Raw genomic sequence first — 14430 nt, 5'->3', positions numbered from 1 at the left:
GGCGACCCGGGTGCGGGTGCGTTAGAGTGAAATCGTTACTTGAACACGTTCAATTACCGGGATCGGGGTGAGGATCGTGCGGGTGCTCGTCAATCTGCTCGTCACCGTCGGCATGCTGGTGGTCGTGCCGGCCGGGCTGCGGCTGATCGGCGACCCGGCGGTGGCGCTCGCCCGGCGCTGCTGGCCGGTCGGCGCGGTCGCCGGCGCGGTGAGCCTGTGGCTGCCCCGGGGGACGGCGGCCACCGGACTGGCCACGGTCTATGCGTGCGCGGCGGCCGTGCTGTGCGCGTACGCGGTCAGCCGTCCCGTCCGTCCCCGCCGCGAGTGGCCCGTCGAGGCCGCCGTGCTGACCGCCCTGATCAGCCCGGCCGTCGCGGCGAGCGCGCTGGTCGCCGAGCGCGCCGGCTACCAGCTGTTCGGCTTCGAGCTGGGCATCCTGGCCCTGACCGTGGCCCACTTCCACTTCGCCGGGTTCGCCGCCGCGCTCATCGCCGGCCTGCAGGGGCGCCTCGCCGGCCACCTGCCCGCCGGCCGGGTCGCGGCCGACGCCGCCGCGCTCACCGTGCCCGCCGGCACGCTGCTGGTGCTGCTCGGCTACTTCACCGCCGAGGCGGTCGAGCTGGCCGGGGCCCTGGTGCTCACCGCGGGCATGTGGACCGTGGGCTGGCTCACCTGGCGGTACGCCCGCACCGCCCCGGACCGCCTCACCGCGCTGCTGCTGGGCTGCTCGGCGGCCGTGCTCGCGGCGTCCATGGTGCTGGCGGTGAGCTGGGCGCTGGGCGAGGCCACCGGGCTGCCGCACCCGTCGCTGGCCTGGATGGCCGCGACGCACGGGGTGGCCAACGCGCTCGGATTCGCGGTCTGCGCCATGGTGGGCTGGCGCCGCGCCGGGGCATATCTGTGATCGAGGGAAGGGACGTCATGAGTGACTTCAGCTACGCCGAGGTCGGCGCGACCCGGCACGAGCCGCTGCCCCCGGGCTACCGGCACCTGCACTACCGCACGGAGCTGGGCCGGGACGACTTCGCCGCCGCGGCGGACGCCATCCTCACCTTCGGCATGCACCGCGGGACCGGGGCCCGGATCCGTGCGACGGCCGACCGGGCCGCGCCCGGCGTCCGCGTCACCGTCGGGCTGGGCCCGCTGACCGTGCCCTGCGAGGTGGTGTGGACCGCGGAGGACGACGACCGGGCCGGCTTCGGCTACGGCACACTGCCCGGCCACCAGGCGCGCGGCGAGGAGGCCTTCACCGTCGAACGCGACGAGCGGGGGCGGGTCTGGTTCGCGGTGACCGCGTTCAGCGTCCCGGCCCGGCTGCCGATGCGGCTGGGCGGCCCGGTCGCGGTGCTGGCCCAGCACGCGTACGCCCGGCTGTGCGGTCGTGCCCTCCGCCGGGCCTGTGCCCGGTCCCGTACGGTTGGCTCGTGAGCGACACGAGCGTCACCTGGTGGGGGCACAGCACCATGTGGCTGACCGACTCGGGCGTCTCGCTGCTCACCGACCCGCTGCTCACCGACCGGCTCATCCACCTGCGCCGGATGGCCGGGCGCCGCCCCGAGCTGCCCGGGCCGCCGGACGCGGTGCTGCTGTCGCACCTGCACGCCGACCATTTCCACCTGCCGTCGCTGCGCGCCGTGCCCGGCGAGCCGCTGCTGATCCTGCCGCGCGGCGCGGCCGACTTCGTGGTCAAGAGCCTGGGCCGCGGGTGGGGCCGGCGCTGTGTCGAGCTGGAGCCGGGCGACGAGACCACGGTCGGCCCGGTCAGCGTGCGCGCCGTGCCGGCGGCCCACGACGGCGGCCGCGGGCCCTGGTCCCGGCTGCGCTCGGTGGCGATGGGCTTCGTGGTCGAGGGCGCGGCCCGCACCTGGTACAGCGGCGACACCGGCCTCTTCGACGGCATGTCGTCGCTGGGCCCGCTGGACCTGGCGCTGGTGCCGGTCGGCGGCTGGGGCCCCACCCTCGCGCCGCACGGCCACCTGGACCCGGCCGACGGCGCCGAGGCCCTGCGCCGGGTGAAGGCGGCATGGGCGGTGCCGGTGCACTACGGCACGTTCTGGCCGACCGGGCTGGGCCGGTACCGGGCGCACATGTTCCACGACCCGGGCACCGAGTTCGCCCGGCGGGCCGCCGTCGCCGCCCCGGACACCCTGGTCCGGGTGCTGGCCCAGGGCGAGACGCTCAGTTTCGAGCCGGCCACGTGATGTCCGAGCTGGGAGCCGTGGGCTGGCTGGCGCTGGTGGTCGCCTTCGGCGCCATCGTGCCGGTCGTGCCCACCGGCGCGGCGGTCAGCGGCGCGGCGGCGCTGGCCTTCCACACCCATCCCCTGCTCATCGTGCTGACGATCGCCGCCGGCGCGGCCGGGGCCTACGGGGGCGACCTGGTCATGTACGCGATGTGCCGGGCCGGCGGCGAGCAGCTGGCCCGCCGGCTGCGCTGGCTGCGCGACGGCGAGCACCTGGGCGCGGTGAAGGACCGCCTGCAGCGCAGCCAGGTGCCGGTGCTGCTGGTCTCCCGGCTGCTGCCCGGCGGCCGGGTGCCGGTGCTGCTCGCCGCGGCGTTCGTGGGGCTGAGCTGGCGCACCTTCGTGGTGGCCAACCTGCCGGCCTGCGTGCTGTGGTCGGTGGTCTACGCCGGCATCGGGGTGGTGGGCGGTTCGATCTTCCCGCGGCCCTGGGAGGGCGTGGTCGCGGCGGTCCTGCTGGTGCTGGTCATCAGCCAGGTGGTCAGCCTGGTCAGCAAGCGCCGGGCGGCCCGCCAGGCCGACCCGGAGGCCGAGACCGCCTAGAGCCCTCAGCCGTAGGTGACGACCGCGGCGCCGGGCAGCTCGGCCGGCCGCCGCACGAGGACCTTGCCCGCGACCACCACCCGGCCGGCGCGGTAGGCGGGCGCGATCAGCTCGGCGCTCGGCGGCCGGCCCAGCACTTTCCACCGCTCGCCGTCCGGCGACGTCCACGCCATGCCGACGAGGCCGCCCGCCGGGCCGGCGCGGCCGACGGCCAGGAAGCCGTGGCCGGCCGGACCGACCGCCTCCACCCGCGGATCGACCAGACCGTTGCCGAGCTCGAAGCCGGTGGACGCCTGCCAGTGCTCGCCGTCCCCGGTGCGCCAGGCCCCGGGGACCCCGGTCCGGCCCGAGGCGGAACGCGCCTCGCCGACCACGACCGTGCGCCCGTCCACGGTGACCGCGCCGCGCGCGTGCCGCACGCCCCGCAGCCGGGCCGAGATGTCGGTCACGCCGTCCGGCCGGACCTTGTAGACCACGCCGCGCGCGTCCGGCTCGGAACCGAAGACCAGGACACCGAGTTTCGTCGGCGCTCCGGCCGAGCCCGTGCCGAGGGGGCTCGGCCCCGGCTGCCAGCGGGCCCCGTCGCTGGACTGCCACCACTGGGTCGGCGCCCGATACCGGTACGAGAGCAGGAGCAGCCGACCCTGGACCTCGCCGACGGTGAGGCTGCCGGGATGCTGCACGTCCGGCACCCGGGCGGCGCGGGCCCAGCGTTCCCCGTCCACCGACCTCCACACCGTGACGGTCGCGTCCTCGCTGCCCCGTTCGGTGCCGAAGGCCCAGTAGGCCTTGCGGAACCAGACGAGCGCGGTCACCGCGGTGGCGTACGACCCGGGCGCCGTCTCGAAGGCCTCGCGGGTCGGACGCCGCCACGTGTGCCCGTCCGGCGAGAACGCCACCGCGGCCGAGTAGGGCTCGCCGGGGAACGGCTCCTCGGGACCGACGGAGGCCGCGTGCGTGACGCCGGCCAGGACGAAACCCGGCGTACCGGCCACCAGCGCCGCGGGATCCAGCGGCGCGCTGCCGTTGATCTCGGCCGTGGGCACCGGGTGGACGCGCGCCCAGTCGACCTCCGGGCCGGACCGGCAGGCGGCCGACCCCACGGTGAGCAGGGCCGCCGCCGCGATGCCGGCGAGCCGCCTCATCGGTTGCGCTCCGCGCATGCGCCCATCGTAGGACGCGGCCCGCGCCCGGGCGTCGGTGACGACCGTCGCCGGGCGGCCGGTCAGTACCTGAGGTGCTGGCGGGTCAGCTTGGCGACCTTCTGCACCAGCGTGATGCCGCCGTCCATGCTCTTGTTGTTGTGCGACAGCACGGCCACCGACACGTTCACGTCGTCGCCGGCGGTGACTCGGCCGACCGTGTTGACGGCCCACAGGCCGCCGTCGGCCGAGCGGGTGTCCCAGCCGTTCTTCACCGTCGTGGTCTCGCCCGCCTTGGCGATCGCCGGCACGCCCCAGTCCTGGGCGTCGTCGACCGTGTTCATCAGCGTGAACGCCAGCTTGCGCGAGCCCGCGTCCAGCGGACCCCTGGTGTCGACCAGCTCGGCCAGCAGCTTGACCTGGTCGTCGACCGTGGTCCTGGTCAGGCCCCAGGAGTTGCTGACCTTGGTCTGGGTGAGGCCCAGCCGCTTGTTGCACTTGGTGACCGCGGCGACCTTGCCGATCCGGGTGAACAGGGCCGTGGTGGCGTTGTTGTCGCTGAGCCGGATCATCGGCTTGGCCAGCGACAGCTCGGTCGCCGTCAGGTCCCGCCCGGCGTCCTGCGCGCGCAGGAGCGCGCAGGCGAGCACCTGGACCTTGACGATGCTGGCGGTGTCGTACTTCTCCGTGCCCCGGTACGAGTAGCGCTGGCCGGTCTTCTTGTCGAGCACGGCGACGGAGAACTCCGGGGAGGTGGCGTCGAGCTTCTTCAGGGCCGCGTCGAGCGCCTTGACGCGCTTGGCCCGCTCCCGGGCGGCGAGCTCCTCGGGGCTGGGGCCGGTGGGCGTGGGCGCGGCCGACGGCGCCGGGTCGACGCCGAACGTCAGCGCCCGCGGCAGCACACCGCCGCCGGCGCCGCCGCTGTCGGCCTGCATGCCCAGGCCGATCAGGGACGCGCCGCCGAGGATCACCACTGTCGCGATCGCGAAGATCAAGAGCCGGGTTCGTCGCACCCATGCATAGTGCCGTGCCCGGCGCGGGATGCCAAAACGTACTACCGGGCGCTCGCCGTCCCTCACGGTTTGTCACTGGTCACGGCGGGCACAATGGGCGCATGCCGCTGCTCCCGTCACCCGCCGCGTTCGTCGAGATCACCCGTTACGCGGTCGGTCAGGTGGTGGAGACGGCGGCCACGCTCGCGACCGTCCCCTTCCGCGTGCTCGGCCTGCTGGGCCAGACGGAGCTGCTCGTCAGCCGCATGACGATGCTCGCCGAGAGCGCCGAGGCCCTGGTCGGCCGCGTGGACGGCGTGGTCGACGGCATCGAGAGCACGCTCCGGGAGACAAAGGTGATCATGGCGGCGGCCGCCCTGGCCGTGGACGAGGTCACCGCCACGGCGGCCCGGGCCGCGCTGGTCGTGGACGGCGCCTCGGCGACCGTGAAGGGCGCCGCCGCCGCCGTGACCGGCGCGTCGGCGATCGTCGCGGACGCCGGGCAGATCACCGGCGCGGCGTCCGGGGTGGTCCGGCAGGCGTCGGCGACCTCGGCCGAGGCCCGCGAGCTGCTCGACGGGTACGCGCCCGCCCTGCGCCGCGCGGCGCCGCTCGCCGTCCGCTTCATCGAGGAGCTGACGCCGGAGGAGGTCACCGCGGCCATCCGGATGATCGACGAGCTGCCCCGGCTGCGCCGGCACCTGACCGAGGACGTGATGCCGTTGCTGGGCAAGCTCGACCAGGTCGGGCCGGACCTGCACTCGCTGCTGGAGGTCACCAACGACCTGCACCTGGCCATCATCGGGCTGCCCGGCCTGAAGATGCTGCGCCGCCGCGGCGAGGAGCGGGTCGCCGAGGACGACGCCACCAACGGCCGCTAGGTGGCCGGCGCGGCGTCCGCCTGTTCGACCTGCTGGATGAGCTGCTTGAGGTGGGCCACCTCGGCGCGCAGGGCGTCCTGGCCGGCGGCGGTCAGGACCACCCAGGTGCGCGGGCGCCGGCCCTCGTAGCCCTTGTCGATCCGGATCAGCCCGGCCTTCTCCAGCACGGCCAGGTGCTGCCCGAGGTTGCCGGCGGTCAGCTGCAGGGTGGTCCGCAGGAAGCCGAACTCGACCTGGCGGGCCTGGTGCGCGATGGCCATGATGCCGAGCCGGACGCGCTGGTGCACGACGTCGTCGAGGCCGTTGGCCGGGTGCTCGGCCGTCACCGCCGTACCTCGCCGGCCGGGCGGGCCGGCGCGAAGGCCGCGGCGCCCAGCAGCAGCACCGCCGCCGGGACGAGCAGGTCGGGCAGGAACCACCACAGGGAGGGCGAGTCGATCCACCGGCTGCCCAGCACCGCCACCGTCGCCAGGAAGCCCAGGCTGTAGGCCAGCAGCGCCCAGTGCCGTTCCACCCAGGCGAGCACCAGCAGGGCCAGGCCGATGACTGTCAGGGGGCTGGCGAGCCCGTGCACCAGCTGGACGAGCGGCCCGACCCGGACCTCGGCCGGGTCGCCGAAGGGATCGGCGGGCGCGGGCAGGAGCGGGTGGAACACCAGCCAGATCGACAGGGCCGCCATGAGCACGGCCAGCACGACACCGGCGACGACGTACGGCCGGACGGGGGTGCCCACGCCGCGCCGACGGGACCGGCTGACGGAGAAGACCGCGATCACCGCGTACGCGAGCACCAGCGCGACCGTCCAGTAGCCCAGCACGACCGGGTTCTCGCCCGAGCAGACGTGCTGGTCGCCGCGGGTTCTGCAGGTGTCGAACAGGTCGACGTAGGGCGCGTACCGGTAGACGGGGACCGCGGCCAGGGTGATCGCCGCGAAGACCAGCAGCGGGAACCAGGTGGCCCGCTGGGCGAGACGGACCTGGCGGGTCAGGTCGTGCACGGCCGCCAACAGTTCGCGGGGCGACTCCCCCTGCGAGGCAGATTCGTGTGTCATGCCGATAGCTTTGCATTACAGACCAGTCTTGGCAAGAGTGGGTTGACGGCCCGGCCGGACCCGCCTACGGTTCTTTAAACCAGCTAGTTGAAAGGCGGGGCAGACCATGGCGGCCGACGGGCTCACCCCGGTGTTCTCCGCGCTGGCGGATCCGACCCGGCGCGACATGGTGGCCCGGCTGGCGGACGGCGACGCCACCGTGAGTCAGCTCGCCGAGCCGTACCGGATGACCCTGCAGGCCGTCTACAAGCATCTGCGGGTGCTCGAGGACGCCGGGCTGGTCAGCCGGCCGCCCGGCCCGCAGCCGCGGTCCGTGCGCCTCGAGGTCGCGACCTTCGACCTGATGGACGCCTGGACAGAGCGCTACCGCCGCCGGGCCGAGCAGCGCCACCGCCGGCTGGACGCGGTGCTGGCGCAGATGGAGGGAGACGAGCATGGACAGGATCACCGGGACGACCATCGAGGCCGATCCGCGACTACCGGTCATCCGGACGACGCGTGACTTCGCCGCGCCGCCCGGGCGACTCTTCCGCGCCCACACCGATCCGGCCTGGTTCGCCCGGTGGATCGGCCCCGACGCCCTGTCCACCCGGATCGAGCACTGGGACGCGACCACCGGGGGCAGCTGGCGGTACGTCTCGTCGGGCGAGGGCCGGGAGTACGCGTTCCGCGGCTGCTTCCACGAGGTGCGTGAGGAGCGGATCGTGCAGACGTTCTCCTACGCCGGCAATCCCGACGCGGTTCTGCTGGTGACCACGTGGTTCGACGATCTCGGCGGCGGGCGGAGCCGGCTGCGGACGCAGTCGCTGGTGGACAGCTTCGAGGCCCGCGACGCGTGGCTGCGCTCCGGCATGGAGGTCGGCCTCGACCAGGGTTACGCGAAGCTGGAAAGGATGGCCACCGATGACGCTGCCTGAGCTCCCGGCCGACCGTCACCGCCAGATCGCCGCAGTGTTCACCGACCGGGTCCGCGGCACCCGGTCCTGGGACGCGCCGTCCCCGGTCGCCGGCTGGGCCGCCCGGGACGTCGTCGGGCACCTGACCGACTGGTGCCACGACTTCCTCGCCGAGGGCGCCGGCCTCGACCTGCCCCGCGGACCGTCCGCGGACCGGGATCCGGTGCTGGCCTGGACGGTGCACTGCGACGGCGTGCAGGCCGTGCTGGACGATCCCCGGACCGCGACCCGGGAATTCACCCACGAGCACATCGGCCGCCTGCCGCTCGCGACGGCGATCGACCAGTTCTACGTCACCGACGTCTTCCTGCACACCTGGGACCTGGCCCGGGCCTCCGGCCAGGACGACCGGCTGGACCCCGAGTTCTGCGCCCTGCTCCTGGCCGGGATGGAACAGATGGAGGAGGTTCTCCGCTCGTCCGGCCAGTACGGTCCCCGGGTCGACGTGCCCGCCGGCGCGGACGCCCAGACCGGGCTGCTGGGCTTCATCGGCCGCGACCCCTTCTGGTCGCCGCGCTAGCCGCCCCCGGATCCACCCGGCTGACTCACCCTGCGTTCACCGATGGCACGGCCGGGTGGACCGCGGCGGCGACCCGGCCGGCCGAGCGCAGCTCCCGGGCCGGGTACGGGACCGTCGGCGAGGACGTTGCCGGGGTGCGCGTCGAAGTGGACCACGGACCCGGGGCGCCGCTCCCGGTCGGTCAGCCGCATCCGCTTGACGAACACCGGCGCCCCGCCCACCTCGAGCCGGGCGGTGCGGCCGCCGATCCCCACGCCCAGCAGGGTGGCGGCGGCCAGCCGGGCGGCCAGCTCGTCGTCGCCGAGCGCGGCCAGGTCGGCCGCGACCACCCGGTGCCGGTCGGGGCGGGCGTCCTGCCGCGCTGCTGCCACCCCGCGATCCTTCGGGTACGGCGGGAGCCGGTCAACCGGGAAGCACCGCTCAGCGCGCGTAGCCGGAGAGGGCGCCCCGCTTCAGGGCGTAGACCCAGCCGCCGGTCACGACCACGTTCCCGCCCGGGACGGCGCCGATCCGGGTGCCCGCCGAGGCCCGGGTCCCGGTCGCGGCGTTGAGGATGCCGAGCGGCCGGCCGCCGTCCACGGTGGTGTAGAGCAGGCCGCCGGCGCGTACCGGCTGGCCGGCGTGGCCCGGCAGGGACGCCGTCCACCGGCGCGCGCCGGTCCGCGCGTCCAGGGCCTCGACGGCCGGGCCCATGGCCCGGTAGACCCGCCGGCCGTCGGCGGCGATCAGCGCGCTGCCCTTGCGGGCGGCCGACCACACCACCGCGCCGGTGGCGGCGTCGAGGCAGAGCATCGCGTTGCGGGCGTCGGAGGCGTAGAAGCGGTCCCCGGCCGGGTCCGCGGCCCGGCCGGTCCAGGCGGCCGCCCTGGTCCACAGCATCCGGCCGCTGGTCACGGACAGCGCGGACGTGCCCGCGGCGCCCACCCGGCCGACCAGCACCCGGCCGCCGGCCGACACCCCGGCGGACGAGTGGCCGGCCAGCTGCCAGCGCCGCGTGCCGTCGGCGACGCTCAGGCCGACCACCGCCGGGCTGTCGGAGGCCGACTCGCCGGAGACCACCGCGATCCCCCGGTCGACGACCAGCGACTCGACCGGGGCCGGCAGCGACACCGTCCACACCAGCCGGCCCGAGACGGCGCTGAGGGCGCGGACCGTGCCGTCCGGGTCGCTCTGCGACTGGCAGCCGGAGTTGGCCACGATCAGCAGGTCCCCGGCCACCGCCAGGTGCGGGGTGGTCTCGTCCTCGGGGTACGGCCAGTCGAACCGCCACGACGGTCGGCCGGTCCCGGCCTGGTACGCCACGATGCCGGTCTCGGTGGGCGCGAAGACCCGGCCGCCGGCGACGACGGGCTCGGCGGCCCGGGCGCACCGCTGCGGCGCCTCGGGCAGGGCGACGGTCCACCGCCGCCGCACGGCGTCGACAGTGCCGGCGTTGATCACCGACTCGGCCGGGTTGTAGTAGGTGTCGCCGGGGCCGTAGCCGGGCTGCGCCCACCCGGGCGCCGGGGCGGCCCGGGCGGGCGCGGGGGCGGCGAGCAGGGCGGCAGCCAGCAGGGCCGTCCCGGCCAGCAGACGTGCAGGGGACACGGGTCCTCCCGAGGTAGGCGGTGAACGCCCGTACCGTAAACCCGGTCAACCCGGCAAAAGCCTCGAATCAGCCGACTGTCACGCCACCTCCGGTGCGATCGCCACCGTCAGGCCGGTGAGCTCATAGGACGCGATCTCCTTGCGGATGCCCACCCGCGGCGGCCGTACCATGCGCAGCCCCGGCATCGCGAACAGCTTGCGCAGGAAGATGTCGGTCTCCTGGATGGCGATGTAGGCGCCCGGGCACCGGTGCGGCCCGTCGCCGAACGACAGCCCGGCATCGCCCACGCCGTCGGCCAGCGGCCGGCCGGGACAGACGGCGCCCGGGTCGGCGCCCACCGCCGCGGGGTCCAGGTTCGCCGCCGCCACCCCGATGTCGACGCGCGCCCCGGCCGGGATGGTCACGTCCCCGGTGCGGATCTCCGCCGTCGTCCAGCGGGCCAGGTTGGCCACCACCGGCTCCAGCCGCAGGATCTCGTGCAGGATGGCCACCCGCTGCTTCTCGTCACCTTCCGTGTACGCCGCCCGCAGACTGTCGTCGGTGAACAGGTGCCAGGCGACCAGGGTGATGAACTCCCGGGTGGTGACCATGCCCGCCGCCGCGAACGTCACGCACTCGCCGAGGATCTCGCTGCTGCTGCAGCCCTCGCCGAGCAGGTGGCTGATCAGGTCGTCCCGGCCGCCGGCCCGCCGGGCCCGGATCGCCGGGCGGACGTCGCGCCAGAAGAACAGGGCCATGTTCGCGTTGGAGCGGACCTCCTTCCAGGCCCGGACCAGGCGGTGCGGGCTGCCCTTCTCCTCGAAGAAGCGGTCCAGCCGGCGGGCCATCCCGGGGCCGCTCTCGGTCAGGCCGATCACCTCGGCGGCCACGGCCACGGCCAGGCGGAAGGACAGCTGCGAGAGGTCGGCCGTGCCCCGCCGGCGCAGCGTCGCGCACTGCTCGTCGGCGAGGCGGTCCATCAGGGACGCGTACGCCGTCTCGACGCGTCTCGGGGTGAAGTACTTGGCGGTCTGCCGGCGGTGCTCGCGGTGCTCCGGGCCGTCGCGGTACAGCACGGGCATGCGCATCTTGCCCTCGAGCTTGGCCGCGTTCTCCACCCCGAAGCCGGCCTGCCGGGTCTCGGTGCCGCGCAGCAGCGAGCGGGCGCCGGCGAAGTCCTGGACGTGCCAGACCCCGTCCGCGCCGGCGTGGACGGGGCAGCCGGGGGCCAGGTCCCCTCGTGCGATCTTGCGTTCGGACTCGACCGGGGTCTCAGCTGACATGACATCGATTCTCGTCTTTTCGCCGCCCGCTGTCATCCGGACGGCGAACGGCCCCACCCGGGCCGGGTGGGGCCGTTCGCGAGCGAGCGACGGATCAGTAGACCGAGACGCCGTACACGCTCAGCGGCTCGGTGACCGGCTGGAAGTAGGTGACGCCGCCGGAGGAGCAGTTGCCGCTGCCACCGGAGGTCAGGCCCAGCGCGGTGGTGCCCGAGTAGAGCGAGCCGCCGCTGTCGCCCGGCTCGGCGCAGACGGAGGTCCGGATCAGGCCGGAGACGGAACCCTCGGCGTAGTTGACCGTGCTGTTCAGCGCGGTGACCCGGCCGGAGTGGATGCCGGTGGTGCTGCCGCGGCGGTAGACCGTGGCGCCGACGGCCGGGGTGCCGGCGGAGGTGATGTCCTGCGAGCCGACCGCGCCGGGCTTGGCGATCGTCGTGTTGGTGTAGCGCACGATGCCGTAGTCGTTGCCCGGGAAGCTGGTGCCGGCCCGGGTGCCCAGCGTGGTGGACCCGTTCGTCCAGGTCGAGCCGATGTTGGTGCAGTGGCCGGCGGTCAGGAAGTAGCTGGTGCCGGCGCTGTTGCGGACGTTGAAGCCCAGCGAGCAGCGGCCGCCACCGGCGTAGATCGCGTCACCGCCGGAGATGGTGGTGCGCAGCGTGCCGGGCACCGACTCGAAGGTGGCCTTGTCGCCCAGCTTGGCCACGATGGCCTTGACCGCGGCGAGCTTGGCGCCAGTGACCGTCTCGTCCGCGGTCACCACGATCTTGTTGCTGACCGGGTCCACGCCGAACGAGGTGCCGGGCGTCTTGAGCTGGGACTTCAGCGTCGAGTCGGCGGCGGCCAGGGCGGCGCCGCTGTGGGCGACGTAGCGGGGAGTCGCGCCGGCGGCGGTCACCGACTTGGCGGTGGCGGCGTCGGTCACGTTGACCACGAGCTTGCCCGCGGCGTCCACGAAGGAGCCGGCGGCAGCGGTGCCGAACTGGGTGTCCAGCTTGCTGGCGAGGGCGGAGGGGGCGAAGGACGGGTCGGCGGCGGGGCCGGTCGGGGCGGCGGACGCGGGTGACGCGAACGCACTGCCCACCAGCAACACGGCGGCCAGACCGACGATCGGTCGGCCGAGCTTCGAGCCGGGGTTACGCACAGGTTCCTCCCAGGGGGACGGGGGGTACGCCGGATCTCCGGCGTACCGGTGCCTTCCTGAGTATTGAGTTCTTTCGATGTCGACTCAAGCCCGGGCAATGTTTCCAAATCATGAAGCAACTGACCCCGAAAACGTTCCTGAGCTGCGGAAACATCTTCGTCATATCACGGGGCTATGCCCGTTTCGGGATGCCGGGACGGCCCCGGCACACGGGCCGGACGCCCGGCCGGTTGCGCCCATGTCCCGACAGCGCCGCCCCCCTGGCGCCGCACGGTGCTGCCGCGGTTGACGCCGGAGTCCGCCCTCGCCCTGATGCTCAGCCCGCCGGAGGGCTACGCGTTCGACTTCACCACCCCGCTGTCGGCACCGACCGGGCGGGGACCCCGGCACTCGCCCGCCATCTCGGCATGAGCGCCGCGACGGTCTCCGAGCACCTGGGCGCCCTCCGGCGCGCCGGGCTGGTCACCACGCGCCGGGGCCGGGACGGGGCCGCGCACGCCCTGACGCCGGTGGGCGGCGTCCTGCTCAACACCGGCGCCGCGGCGCACTACCGCACCCACATCGTCATCGCCGTCCGCGACCCGACGTCGTGGGACCAGCAGTTCCGCTTCCGTTCCGGCTATCCCACCCCGCAGGTGTCCTACCGGCTCGAACCCCGTAACGCCCCGGGCTCGTGCCTCGACGTCAGCGCTTCTCCATCGACTACGTCGACCCCCGCCAACGGCATGTACGTCTTCCGGGCCGTGCACTCCGGGCACTGCCTGACCGCGAGCTCGTGGCGGCCCCAGGTGGAGCAGTACGTCAACTCCTGCGGCTCCAACGCCCGCATGAGCATCGAGACCCTTCCCTCGCTAGGCGACGGCCGCGAGGCGCGTACCGGCGCGCAGATCGGTGACCAGCCGCCGGGCCTGGGCGCGCAGCTCGGGCACGGCGGTGGTCTCCCACTGCGCGCCCCGGCGCAGCGCCCCGATCACCCAGAGCCGGTCGTGCGCGCGGCCGCCGGCCCCGACCAGCCGTCCGGCGTCATCCACGTCGAGGCCGAGCCCGTGCGGGCCGACCCGGGCCAGCCCCGCCGCCAGCAGCCCGCCGGCCAGCGGGCCGGCCGCGCCGGGCAGCCGCCCGGGGCCGGCGCAGTTGACCACCGCGGCGAAGTCCGCCAGCCCGGGCCAGGCCGCGACACCACCGGCGCGGATCTCCAGCCGCCCGGCCCTGCGCAGCTGTGCCACCCGGGCGGCGACCACGGGGGCCATCCGGTGCCGGTGGCACTCCCACGGCCGGGCCAGGTGGCGCAGGAAGGACTCCTGCTCGCCCGGCGTGAGGGCGGTCCAGAGCTGGTCCAGCAGCGGTCGCAGCCCGTCCACCACGGGTCGCCAGTCCCCCGCCTCGCCGGCGGCGGCGCGTACGGCCCGCACCACGTCGCGCAGGGTGGCGCAGTCGTCGAGCGACGGCACGGCCGGCGGGGTCGCGTCCGCGGTGTGGGTCAGCGGCAGCAGCCCGCGCCGGCTCACCGCGACCACGGGAGCGCTGCGGCGCCCGCCGGCGGTCAGGGTCAGCGCCACGTCGACCGCCGTGAGGCCGGTGCCGATCAGCAGCACCGGGCGGTCGGCCGGCAGCTCCTCCAGCACCCCCGGACGCCACGGGTCGGCGACGTAGCGGGGATGCTCGATCGGCTGGTGCGCGGCGGCCGGTCCGCCGGTGGCCAGCACCACGTGGTCGGCGCGCACCGCACCGCCGTCGTCCAGCAGCACCGTGCCGTCCGGGCCGAGCGCGGTCACCCGGGACCGGTGCACCCGCAACCGTCCGGTGTGGGCCCGGTCCGCCTCGGCGAGCACGGACCGCAGGTAGCGGCCGTACTCGGCGCGGGGGCGGAAGGCTTGCGGGGCGGCGCCGGCCCAGCGGGCGAAGTGGCCGGGGTCGTCCGGGTCGGCGCTCATCGCGCCGGCGCGCGAGTTCAGCAGGTGCCAGGGTTGCGCGTGGCCGTATGCGACCCCGCCCCCGGGCTCGCCGGGCTCGATCAGCACCACGTCGTCGTCCCCGCCGTGCAGGAGCTCCCGGGTCACCAGGACCCCCGAGCACCCGCCGCCGACCACCGCCACCACACGCCCCATCAGG

At 74.8% G+C, this 14430-nt stretch carries 18 protein-coding genes; 9 read left to right on the top strand and 9 right to left on the bottom strand.

Translation table 11 applies throughout. The annotated features are described in order from the left end of the window. Positions 1–76: 76 nt before the first annotated feature. From Ani05nite_RS07535 to Ani05nite_RS07520, 4 genes are read left to right on the top strand one after another with little or no spacing between them, the layout of a single operon-like run. On the top strand, positions 77–904 hold the full coding sequence (locus Ani05nite_RS07535) for a YndJ family protein (protein WP_203766301.1): 828 nt from the start codon (positions 77–79) through the stop codon (positions 902–904). A 17-nt stretch (positions 905–921) separates the two neighbouring features. Next, positions 922–1428: a DUF1990 domain-containing protein gene (locus Ani05nite_RS07530; protein ID WP_203766299.1), complete on the top strand. Its 507-nt coding sequence runs from the start codon at positions 922–924 to the stop codon at positions 1426–1428. Next, positions 1425–2201, top strand: coding sequence for an MBL fold metallo-hydrolase (locus Ani05nite_RS07525; protein ID WP_203766298.1), 777 nt, complete (start codon positions 1425–1427; stop codon positions 2199–2201). The genes Ani05nite_RS07530 and Ani05nite_RS07525 overlap by 4 nt, the downstream gene beginning before the upstream one ends. Next, positions 2201–2785: a DedA family protein gene (locus Ani05nite_RS07520; protein WP_203766297.1), complete on the top strand. Its 585-nt coding sequence runs from the start codon at positions 2201–2203 to the stop codon at positions 2783–2785. The genes Ani05nite_RS07525 and Ani05nite_RS07520 overlap by 1 nt, the downstream gene beginning before the upstream one ends. Before the next feature lie 5 nt (positions 2786–2790). Here the strand turns inward: Ani05nite_RS07520 and Ani05nite_RS07515 are convergent, their stop codons facing one another. Next, complete coding sequence (locus Ani05nite_RS07515; RefSeq protein WP_203766296.1) at positions 2791–3948, bottom strand: hypothetical protein; 1158 nt, start codon at positions 3946–3948, stop codon at positions 2791–2793. A 62-nt stretch (positions 3949–4010) separates the two neighbouring features. Further along, on the bottom strand, positions 4011–4940 hold the full coding sequence (locus Ani05nite_RS07510; RefSeq protein ID WP_239129454.1) for a serine hydrolase: 930 nt from the start codon (positions 4938–4940) through the stop codon (positions 4011–4013). Positions 4941–5041: 101 nt separating this feature from the next. Between Ani05nite_RS07510 and Ani05nite_RS07505 the strand changes: the two genes are divergently transcribed. Further along, positions 5042–5800 (top strand): hypothetical protein, encoded by a 759-nt coding sequence (locus Ani05nite_RS07505; RefSeq protein ID WP_203766295.1) that lies wholly within the window; start codon positions 5042–5044, stop codon positions 5798–5800. Here Ani05nite_RS07505 and Ani05nite_RS07500 read toward each other — a convergent pair. Beyond that, positions 5797–6126: a winged helix-turn-helix domain-containing protein gene (locus Ani05nite_RS07500; protein WP_239129452.1), complete on the bottom strand. Its 330-nt coding sequence runs from the start codon at positions 6124–6126 to the stop codon at positions 5797–5799. The two genes, Ani05nite_RS07505 and Ani05nite_RS07500, sit on opposite strands and share 4 nt — an antisense overlap. Then, positions 6123–6851 (bottom strand): hypothetical protein, encoded by a 729-nt coding sequence (locus Ani05nite_RS07495; RefSeq protein ID WP_203766294.1) that lies wholly within the window; start codon positions 6849–6851, stop codon positions 6123–6125. The genes Ani05nite_RS07500 and Ani05nite_RS07495 overlap by 4 nt, the downstream gene beginning before the upstream one ends. A 106-nt stretch (positions 6852–6957) precedes the next feature. On the opposite strand from Ani05nite_RS07495, the gene Ani05nite_RS07490 reads away from it, so the two are divergent. Genes Ani05nite_RS07490 through Ani05nite_RS07480 form a run of 3 tightly spaced genes read left to right on the top strand, consistent with a single transcriptional unit; the run spans position 6958 to position 8327 of the window. Continuing rightward, on the top strand, positions 6958–7353 hold the full coding sequence (locus Ani05nite_RS07490) for an ArsR/SmtB family transcription factor (RefSeq protein WP_203766292.1): 396 nt from the start codon (positions 6958–6960) through the stop codon (positions 7351–7353). After that, positions 7286–7768, top strand: coding sequence for an SRPBCC family protein (locus tag Ani05nite_RS07485; protein WP_239129449.1), 483 nt, complete (start codon positions 7286–7288; stop codon positions 7766–7768). Before Ani05nite_RS07490 ends, Ani05nite_RS07485 begins: the two co-directional genes overlap by 68 nt. Further along, on the top strand, positions 7755–8327 hold the full coding sequence (locus tag Ani05nite_RS07480) for a TIGR03086 family metal-binding protein (protein ID WP_203766290.1): 573 nt from the start codon (positions 7755–7757) through the stop codon (positions 8325–8327). Before Ani05nite_RS07485 ends, Ani05nite_RS07480 begins: the two co-directional genes overlap by 14 nt. Here Ani05nite_RS07480 and Ani05nite_RS07475 read toward each other — a convergent pair. The 4 genes from Ani05nite_RS07475 to Ani05nite_RS07460 all read right to left on the bottom strand — a co-directional run bounded on the left by Ani05nite_RS07475 (position 8324) and on the right by Ani05nite_RS07460 (position 12318). Beyond that, positions 8324–8698 (bottom strand): hypothetical protein, encoded by a 375-nt coding sequence (locus Ani05nite_RS07475; protein ID WP_203766288.1) that lies wholly within the window; start codon positions 8696–8698, stop codon positions 8324–8326. The two genes, Ani05nite_RS07480 and Ani05nite_RS07475, sit on opposite strands and share 4 nt — an antisense overlap. Positions 8699–8747: 49 nt before the next feature. Then, positions 8748–9914 (bottom strand): outer membrane protein assembly factor BamB family protein, encoded by a 1167-nt coding sequence (locus Ani05nite_RS07470; RefSeq protein ID WP_203766286.1) that lies wholly within the window; start codon positions 9912–9914, stop codon positions 8748–8750. 78 nt (positions 9915–9992) lie between these two features. Then, complete coding sequence (locus Ani05nite_RS07465; RefSeq protein WP_203766284.1) at positions 9993–11177, bottom strand: cytochrome P450; 1185 nt, start codon at positions 11175–11177, stop codon at positions 9993–9995. Between the two features lie 94 nt (positions 11178–11271). After that, positions 11272–12318, bottom strand: a complete 1047-nt coding sequence (locus Ani05nite_RS07460) for a S1 family peptidase (RefSeq protein WP_203766282.1) — start codon at positions 12316–12318, stop codon at positions 11272–11274. 285 nt (positions 12319–12603) lie between these two features. On the opposite strand from Ani05nite_RS07460, the gene Ani05nite_RS41780 reads away from it, so the two are divergent. Continuing rightward, positions 12604–12729: a hypothetical protein gene (locus tag Ani05nite_RS41780; RefSeq protein WP_275410518.1), complete on the top strand. Its 126-nt coding sequence runs from the start codon at positions 12604–12606 to the stop codon at positions 12727–12729. A gap of 440 nt (positions 12730–13169) precedes the next feature. Here the strand turns inward: Ani05nite_RS41780 and Ani05nite_RS07450 are convergent, their stop codons facing one another. Further along, entirely contained in the window at positions 13170–14426 is a 1257-nt protein-coding gene (locus tag Ani05nite_RS07450) for an FAD/NAD(P)-binding protein (protein ID WP_203766280.1), read from the bottom strand. Positions 14427–14430 lie beyond the last annotated feature (4 nt).

Source organism: Actinoplanes nipponensis (genome assembly GCF_016862275.1).
GTDB lineage: Bacteria > Actinomycetota > Actinomycetes > Mycobacteriales > Micromonosporaceae > Actinoplanes > Actinoplanes nipponensis.
This window is presented reverse-complemented; position numbering and strand designations above follow the sequence as displayed.